Source organism: Achromobacter pulmonis, assembly GCF_902859765.1.
Taxonomy (GTDB): Bacteria; Pseudomonadota; Gammaproteobacteria; order Burkholderiales; family Burkholderiaceae_B; genus Achromobacter; species Achromobacter pulmonis.
On record NZ_CADIJV010000069.1, the window covers coordinates 1 to 7,804 of the forward strand.

Sequence of the window (7,804 nt, forward strand, 5' to 3'; positions counted from 1 at the left end):
CCGTGCCCGCCCAGGCCGCGCCCGCCGCCGAACTGCCGCATCCGGCGCCCGAGGCCGCCGCCCCGCGCGCCGTCAACGCGCGCGCGGCCACGGCAGAAGCCGCGCCAGCCCTGCCGCAGCATGCACATGCCGAGGAAGACCCGGCCGCGCCGCTGCTCAGCACCGCACAGCAATTCCAGGTGCCGCAGCACGCCGCCAATGCCCAGGATCACCTGGCGCAGGCGATCGCCGCCGCCAGCCAGCGCCAGCAGCCGGCCCCCATCTCCAACCCGGCCAGCGTCGCCGTGCCCAATGTGCCGGTGATGCTGCAGGTCGCCACGCCCGTCGGCGGCACCCACTGGGGCACCGAATTGGGCCAGCAGATGGTCGTCATGAGCAACAACGCGCGCCAAGGCACCCAGACCGCCGAACTGCGCCTGGACCCGCCCGACCTGGGTCCGCTGCGCGTCAGCATCAACCTGGCTGACGGGGTCGCGAGCGCCTCGTTCGTCTCGGCTCATGCCTCGGTGCGCCAGGCCATCGAAACCGCGATTCCGCAACTGCAGCAGGCGTTGGCCCAGGCCGGCATCTCGCTGGGCCAGACCAGCGTCGGCGAACAGGCCGCGCAGCAGGAATTCGCCCAGCAGAACGGTGGCGGTTCGCAACGCCAGGGCGGTGGCAATGGCGCCGCGGTGGCCGACGGCGCGATCGATGGCCAGACGGCCACTGTGACGGCCTCGCGCAACGCCAATGCGCTGGTCGACACCTTCGCGTAACAATCCCGCGGCCCGCGGCCGGTAACGGTTGCGGGCGGTGCAGCAATAGCTTGAGATACGCGGCTTTCGCCCTGTTTTTCGCCTCCAAGCGGGGGCGTGATTTCGGGCAGAATGCTTTCATCCACTAAGAATCCGTTTTCATCAGCGGCAAAACACGCATCGACACCGAGATGGCGACTTCCAAACCCACAACCATGCCGCCGCGCGGCCCGCTTCCGACACGCTCCGGCGGCATTGGCCGCATCCTTCGTCCGTTGCTCATGATCTTGGTGCTGCTGCTGGTGGCTGCCGCCAGCGCAGGCGCCACCTGGTTCATCAGCCAGCGCATGCAGCCGCAGGGCGGCGCGCCGGTGCAACTGGGCGTGGGCCAGACCGGCAACCAGCCGGGCCAGCCCGGCGCCGCCGGCCCGCAGGCCACGCCGACCACCTTCGTCGCCCCGCCCGCCACGCCGGCCGCGGTGCCCGCGCCGATCTTCGTGCCGATCGAGGCCTTCACCGTCACGCTGCAAAATGCCGACACCGAGCGCATCATGCACGTCGGCCTGACCCTGCGCGTCAGCGATGAGCAGACCCGCATCCGCCTGGAAAAATACATGCCTGAAGTGCGCAGCCGCATCCTCATGGTGCTGTCCGCGCAATCGCCCATTGCAGTGCAGACGCAGCAGGGCAAGACCGACATGGCCAACGCCATCAAGCAAGCCGTCAACCGCCCGTTCGCGCCCCTGCCGGACGGCCAGTATGTCACCGACGTACTGTATACGGCGTTCGTGGTGCAATAAGCATGGCCTACGAGGCGTTTCTTTCGCAGGACGAAGTCGACGCGCTGCTGGCCGGCGTCACGGGCGAGAGCGACAGCAAAAAGGAATCCGCGGGCCCCAACGACGGCGCCCGCGCCTATGACCTGAGCTCGCCCGACCGCGTGGTGCGCCGGCGCATGCAGACGCTGGAGCTCATCAACGAGCGTTTCGCGCGCCAGATGCGCAGCGTGCTGTTGAACTTCATGCGCCGCAGCGCCGACATCACCGTCGGCTCCATCAAGATCCAGAAGTACGCGGATTTCGAACGCAACCTGCCGGTGCCCAGCAACCTGAACATGGTGCAGATGAAGCCGCTGCGCGGCACCGCCCTGTTCACCTACGACCCGAACCTGGTGTTCCTGGTCATCGACAGCCTGTTCGGCGGCGATGGCCGCTACCACACCCGGGTCGAGGGCCGTGACTTCACCACCACCGAACAGCGCATCATCCGGCGCCTGCTCAACCTGACCCTGGAAAGCTACGGCAAGTCCTGGGATCCGGTGTATCCGATCGAGTTCGACTACGTGCGCTCGGAGATGCACACCAAGTTCGCCAGCATCACCGGCAACAATGAAGTGGTGGTCGTCACGTCGTTCCATATCGAATTCGGCGCGACCGGCGGCGACCTCAACATCTGCCTGCCCTACTCCATGATCGAGCCGGTGCGCGACCTGCTCACGCGGCCGCTGCAGGAGACCACGCTCGAGGAAGTCGACCAGCGTTGGTCGCAGCAGCTCTCGCGCCAGGTGCGTAGCGCCGACATCGACGTGGTCGCCGAATTCGCGCGCATTCCGTCCAGCATCCGCGAGCTGATGCGCATGAAAGTCGGCGACATCCTGCCCGTGGACGTGCCGCAGACCGTCATCGCCCATGTCGACGGCGTGCCGCTGATGGAATGCGGCTACGGCGTCTTTAACGGCCAGTACGCCCTGCGCGTGCAAAACATGTTTACCTACGATACCGATTCAAACGAGGCCCCCGACCATGACTGACAAGAACGAGCCCGGCTCCGGCTCGTCCCCGGCCGACGACTGGGCCGACGCGCTCGCCGAACAATCCCGCGCCAATCCGCCCACCCAGGCGGACGGCCTGAAGCCCGCCCAGGACGACTGGGCCGCCGCCATGGCCGAGCAGACCGCCGCCACGCCGCCCGAGGCGCCCGCGCCCTCTCCCGCAGCCGCCGCGCCGTCGCCGGCCGCCGCGCCGGCCGCCACCGCCGCGCCCGCCCAATCGGCGGCGCAGTCGGTGTTCAAGCCCCTGGCCGGCTCCGCTTCCGGCGCCGGCACCGACATCGACCTGATCATGGACGTGCCCGTCCAGCTGACGGTCGAGCTGGGCCGCACCCGCCTGACCATCAAGAACCTGCTGCAACTGGGCCAGGGCTCGGTGGTGGAGCTGGACGGCCTGGCCGGCGAACCGATGGACATCTTCGTCAACGGCTACCTGATCGCCCAGGGCGAAGTGGTGGTGGTGGAGGACAAGTACGGCATCCGCCTGACCGACATCATCACCCCGTCCGAACGCATCAATCGCCTCAACAACCGCCGTTGAAGACGCGCACGTGATGAACGAGTCCGCCCTGCTGCGCGTCGTCATCGGCCTGGTGCTGGTGCTGGCGGCCATCCTGGCCGCGGCTTGGCTGGCGCGCCGCGCCGGCCTGACGCAGCGCGGCGGCGGCAACCTGCTCAAGCAGGTCGCCAGCCTGCCGCTAGGCGCACGGCAGAGCATCGTCGTCGTCGAAATCGAGAACACCTGGGTGGTCGTGGGCGTCAGCCCCGGCCAGCTCACCCCTCTGCATACCCTGCCCGCCGGCGAATTGCCGCAGGCCGCGCCCTTGCCCACCGCCGCCTTCGCCGCCAAGCTGGGCCAGGCGCTCAAGCGCCGCTAGGCGGCGCGCGTTTCCCCACCATGAGCTTGCCCATCTCTCCTCGCGCCCGTCGCAGCGCGCTGCCCCTGCTGGGCGCCGCCGCATTGCTGGGCCTGGCCCTGTTCCCCGCTGGCGTGGTCGCCCAGGCCACCTTGCCGGCGCTGACCGCGACCCCGGGTCCGGGCGGCTCGGAAACCTATTCGCTCAGCATGCAGACGCTGCTGCTGATGACGTCGCTGTCGTTCCTGCCGGCGGCGTTGCTGATGATGACCGGTTTCACCCGCATCATCATCGTGCTCGGCCTGCTGCGCAGCGCCATGGGCACCGCCATGTCGCCGCCCAACCACGTGCTGATCGGCCTGGCGCTGTTCCTGACCTTCTATACGATGTCGCCGGTGTTCGACAAGATCTACACCGACGCCTACAAGCCCTTGTCCGAAGGCTCGATCCAGTTCGAGGCCGCGGTCGAGCGCGCCGCGGGGCCGCTGCGCACCTTCATGCTGCACCAGACCCGCGAGAACGACCTGGCGCTGTTCGCCAACCTGGCCAAGCAGCCGGCGCTGGAAGATCCGTCGCAGGTGCCGCTGCGCATCCTGGTGCCGGCCTTCATCACCAGCGAACTCAAGACCGCTTTCCAGATCGGCTTCACCATCTTCATTCCGTTCCTGATCATCGACCTGGTGGTCGCCAGCGTGCTGATGGCGCTGGGCATGATGATGGTGCCCCCGGTCACCGTGGCGCTGCCGTTCAAGCTGATGCTGTTCGTGCTGGCCGACGGCTGGAACCTGCTGATGGGCTCGCTGGCCCAGAGCTTCTACCAATAGGGAATCGCCATGACCGCCGAAACCGTCATGACCATGACCTACCAGGCGATGAAAGTCGCGCTGGCGATGGCCGGCCCGCTGCTGGTCATCACCCTGATCGTCGGCCTGGTGATCAGCATCTTCCAGGCCGCCACCCAGATCAACGAAATGACGCTGTCGTTCATCCCCAAGCTGCTGGCCATGTGCGGCGTGCTGGTGCTGCTGGGCCCGTGGCTGATCGGCATCATGGTCGACTATATCCGCCAGCTCATCGGCCAGATCCCCGGCCTGGTGTCATAGCGGCGCGCGCCGCCATCCGGGACGCGCCGCCATGTTTTCCTTTACCCTCGAACAGCTCAATGGCTGGGTCGGCCAGTTCCTCTGGCCTTTCGTGCGCATCCTTGCGCTGGTGGGTACCGCGCCTCTCTTTTCCGAATCCACCGTGCCGGTCAAGGTCAAGATCGGCCTGGCATTCGTGCTGGCCGTCGCCATCGGTCCGGCGCTCGATCCCGCGCCGCCCATCGCCCCGGGCTCGTTCGCCGGGCTGTGGATGGTGATGCAGCAGGTGCTGATCGGCATCGCCATGGGCTTCACCATGCGCCTGGTTTTCGCGGCGGTGCAGACCGCCGGCGAATTTGTCGGCCTGCAGATGGGCCTGTCGTTCGCTTCGTTCTTCGATCCCGGCACGGGCGCCAATACCGCGGTGCTGTCGCGCCTGTTCAATATCGTGGCGATGCTGACCTTCCTGGCGCTGGACGGCCACCTGCTGGTGCTGGCGGCGCTGGTGCGCTCGTTCGACACCTTGCCGGTGGCCGCGATCCAGCTGCATCAGAACGGCTGGGGCGTGATCGTGGAATGGGGCAAGACCGTGTTCGTGTCCGGCCTGCTGCTGGCCCTGCCGCTGATCTGCGCGCTCTTGACCATCAATCTGGCGATGGGCATCCTGAATCGCGCCGCGCCGCAGCTATCCGTGTTCTCGGTCGGCTTCCCGGTCAGCCTGATCGTCGGCGTGGTGCTACTGACCGTGGTGCTGCCCAACTCCGGCCCGTTCCTGGAATCGCTGTTCGAATCCGGCCTGTCGGCGATGAGCCGCGTGGCCGACGCGCTCGCCGGCAGATAGCCGGCCGTCACCCACGCTCCGCACAGCCGCGGCGCAAAAAAAGCCGGCTCACTGAACTGACCCGGCGCATGCTGGCGGCCCGGTCCGTGACGCAGCGCATGTCACACGCAGGGCAACTGCCTGGACAATGCCGCCATGGAAAGCTTCTTCGGCACGCTCAAGGCCGAGCGCTTCCCCCTGAACCGCATCGAAAGCCTCGACCCGTTGCAGGTCGGCATCCGGCGGTACATCCGTTACTACAATCACGACCGCATCAAGCTCAAGCTAAAAGGCCTGAGCCCGGTGCAATACCGAACTCAGGCCTTCGGGCTTTAGCTGAACGTCCAACTTCTGTGGGGCAGTTCAGCCAGACCGGGTTTTTTCACGTTCAGGCGCAAGCCTATTGCTGCCCCGTCAACCGGAACACCCGGATGGTCTCGCGCAGCGTGCCGGACTGGTTGCCCAACTGCATGACGGCACCGCCCAATTCCTGCACCAGCGCCGTGTTCTGCACCGTCATCACATCCATCTGCGAAACGGCGCTGTCGACTTGCTCGATCCCGCTGGACTGCTCCTGCGAGGCCTGCGAAATCTCGCCAATGATGTCGGTGACGCGATGCACCGCCGCGACGATCTCTTCCATCGTCGCACCGGCCTGCTCGGCCTGGGCCGAGCCTTCGGACACGCGCTCGACCGAATCCTCGATCAAGCCCTTGATCTCCTTGGCTGCCTGGGCGCTCTTTTGGGCCAGGCTGCGCACCTCGCCCGCGACCACTGCGAAACCCTTGCCGGATTCGCCGGCACGGGCCGCTTCCACCGCCGCGTTCAGCGCCAGGATATTGGTCTGGAAGGCGATGCCCTCGATGATGCTGACGATGTCGACGATCTTGCGCGAGCTCTCGGAAATGCCGTGCATGGTGTTGACCACTTGGCCCACCGCCACGCCGCCGCGGCGCGCCACGTCCATGCTGCTGGCGGCCAACTGGTTGGCCTGACGCGCATTATCGGCATTCTGCCGCACGGTGGACGTCAGCTGTTCCATGCTCGCCGCGGTCTGCTGCAACGATGCGGCCTGTCCTTCGGTGCGCCCGGCCAGTTCCTGGTTGCCGCGCGCGATATGAACCGCCGCCTGGGTCGTGCCTTCGATACCGCGGTATACGTCCTGGGCAATGCCGACCAGGCTCTTGCGCATGACTTCCAGCGAGAAATTCAGGCTGCCGACCTCATCATCCGATTCGGCCACGATCTGCGTGGTCAGGTTGCCGGCGGCCACTTGCCGCGCCATGTTGGCGGCCTCGACCATCGGATCCAGCAGCGAACGGCTCAGATGCCAGCCCAACGCGAAAATCGCGACCACGCCCAGGCCCAACAGCCCGCATGCCAGGCCGGCGCCGGCCGTGCCCAGCGTGTCCCAATTGGCGCTCAGCCCATACACGCCCGCCGCCACCACAATACTCGCCGACAACGCGGCATGGCGGAACATGCGGCCACGCAGGTTGCGCCGGAATGGAAATGCCAGCAGATCCAGGCCGCGTCGCCAGCCCGCCCGCACCGGCCGGCCCTGCCGGATGCGTACGCCACGGGCGCGGCCTTCGCGCATGCGGGCATAGAGCGCCTCGGCCATCTCGACCTGCTCATCGCTCGGGCGCACGCGCACCGACGAATACGCCACCACTTCGCCGTTCTCGACGATCGGCGTGGCATTGGCCAGTACCCAGTAATAGCTGCCGTCCTTGCGGCGGTTCTTGACCAGGCCCAGCCATGACTCACCTGCCTGCAGCGTGCGCCACAGATCCTCGTAGGCCTCGGGCGGCATGTCGGGGTGGCGCACGATGTTGTGGGCCTTGCCGATCAGCTCCTCGCGCGAGAATCCACTGACCTCGATAAATGCCGGGTTCGCGTAGAGGATGCGGCCCTTGGTATCGGTGCGCGAGATCAGGTATTGATCCTCGCGCAGCTTGATTTCCACATCATTGACTGGAAGGTTTACGCGCACAGCTTGTCTCCGGTTGCATCATAGGTCGCGGCGAACGATTGATAGCGGTCTGTCCGAGGTCCTGGCGCCCCGCAGCAGCCCGTCCCCCCCGCCCGGTGCTCGCAGGCGCGCGCATGATGCGCGCCGCCGCCGGAACCGGTTCGCCCCGATGTGGGACGTTACGCCCAATAACGGTAATATTTTCGAAAACTTAACCCGTTCACTAATCGAGATCACGGATGGCAATCGACCCGGCGGCCGCGAAGGGGCGCCGGGTCGGCTGGAGCCGTGGCCAGTGACTGGCCACGCTCCACTGGCGAACGGGGGCCGGCCCCGCGCCGATCAGTCCTGCGTCAGCGTCGGTGCCTGATAGCCACCCAACTGTTGTGCCGGCACCTCGATCACTTCGCCGGCATTGATCTTGAACACCGCCACCGCTTCGGCCAGGCGCTGCGCCTGCTCCTGCAGCGAACCGGCCGCGGCCGCCGCCTCTTCCACCAGCGCCGCG

Annotated in this window: 9 protein-coding genes and 1 pseudogene; 9 read left to right on the forward strand and 1 reads right to left on the reverse strand. The window is 66.9% G+C overall.

Annotated elements, in window-relative coordinates:
• The 9 genes and pseudogenes from HV701_RS26305 to HV701_RS26345 form a co-directional block, all read left to right on the forward strand.
• Window positions 1–755 (forward strand): flagellar hook-length control protein FliK (locus HV701_RS26305; RefSeq protein ID WP_175135936.1); only part of this gene is annotated, 755 nt, incomplete at its 5' end.
• A 170-nt stretch (window positions 756–925) separates the two neighbouring features.
• A complete protein-coding gene (locus tag HV701_RS26310) occupies window positions 926–1,534 on the forward strand; it encodes a flagellar basal body-associated FliL family protein (RefSeq protein WP_175135937.1) in 609 nt (202 codons plus the stop codon).
• 2 nt (window positions 1,535–1,536) lie between these two features.
• Window positions 1,537–2,544, forward strand: coding sequence for a flagellar motor switch protein FliM (gene fliM, locus HV701_RS26315; RefSeq protein ID WP_175135938.1), 1,008 nt, complete (start codon window positions 1,537–1,539; stop codon window positions 2,542–2,544).
• Window positions 2,537–3,103, forward strand: a complete 567-nt coding sequence (gene fliN, locus HV701_RS26320) for a flagellar motor switch protein FliN (protein WP_175135939.1) — start codon at window positions 2,537–2,539, stop codon at window positions 3,101–3,103. Before fliM ends, fliN begins: the two co-directional genes overlap by 8 nt.
• A gap of 13 nt (window positions 3,104–3,116) precedes the next feature.
• Window positions 3,117–3,440, forward strand: a complete 324-nt coding sequence (fliO, locus tag HV701_RS26325) for a flagellar biosynthetic protein FliO (RefSeq protein ID WP_175135940.1) — start codon at window positions 3,117–3,119, stop codon at window positions 3,438–3,440.
• Between the two features lie 20 nt (window positions 3,441–3,460).
• Complete coding sequence (gene fliP / locus HV701_RS26330; RefSeq protein WP_236756743.1) at window positions 3,461–4,243, forward strand: flagellar type III secretion system pore protein FliP; 783 nt, start codon at window positions 3,461–3,463, stop codon at window positions 4,241–4,243.
• 9 nt (window positions 4,244–4,252) lie between these two features.
• Complete coding sequence (gene fliQ / locus HV701_RS26335) at window positions 4,253–4,522, forward strand: flagellar biosynthesis protein FliQ (RefSeq protein ID WP_175135941.1); 270 nt, start codon at window positions 4,253–4,255, stop codon at window positions 4,520–4,522.
• A 31-nt stretch (window positions 4,523–4,553) separates the two neighbouring features.
• Window positions 4,554–5,342, forward strand: a complete 789-nt coding sequence (gene fliR, locus HV701_RS26340; protein ID WP_175135942.1) for a flagellar biosynthetic protein FliR — start codon at window positions 4,554–4,556, stop codon at window positions 5,340–5,342.
• A gap of 62 nt (window positions 5,343–5,404) precedes the next feature.
• Window positions 5,405–5,657, forward strand: a pseudogene (locus HV701_RS26345) (IS3 family transposase); the annotation flags it as partial.
• 64 nt (window positions 5,658–5,721) lie between these two features.
• Here the strand turns inward: HV701_RS26345 and HV701_RS26350 are convergent.
• A complete protein-coding gene (locus HV701_RS26350) occupies window positions 5,722–7,317 on the reverse strand; it encodes a methyl-accepting chemotaxis protein (protein WP_175135943.1) in 1,596 nt (531 codons plus the stop codon).
• Window positions 7,318–7,804: the final 487 nt, after the last annotated feature.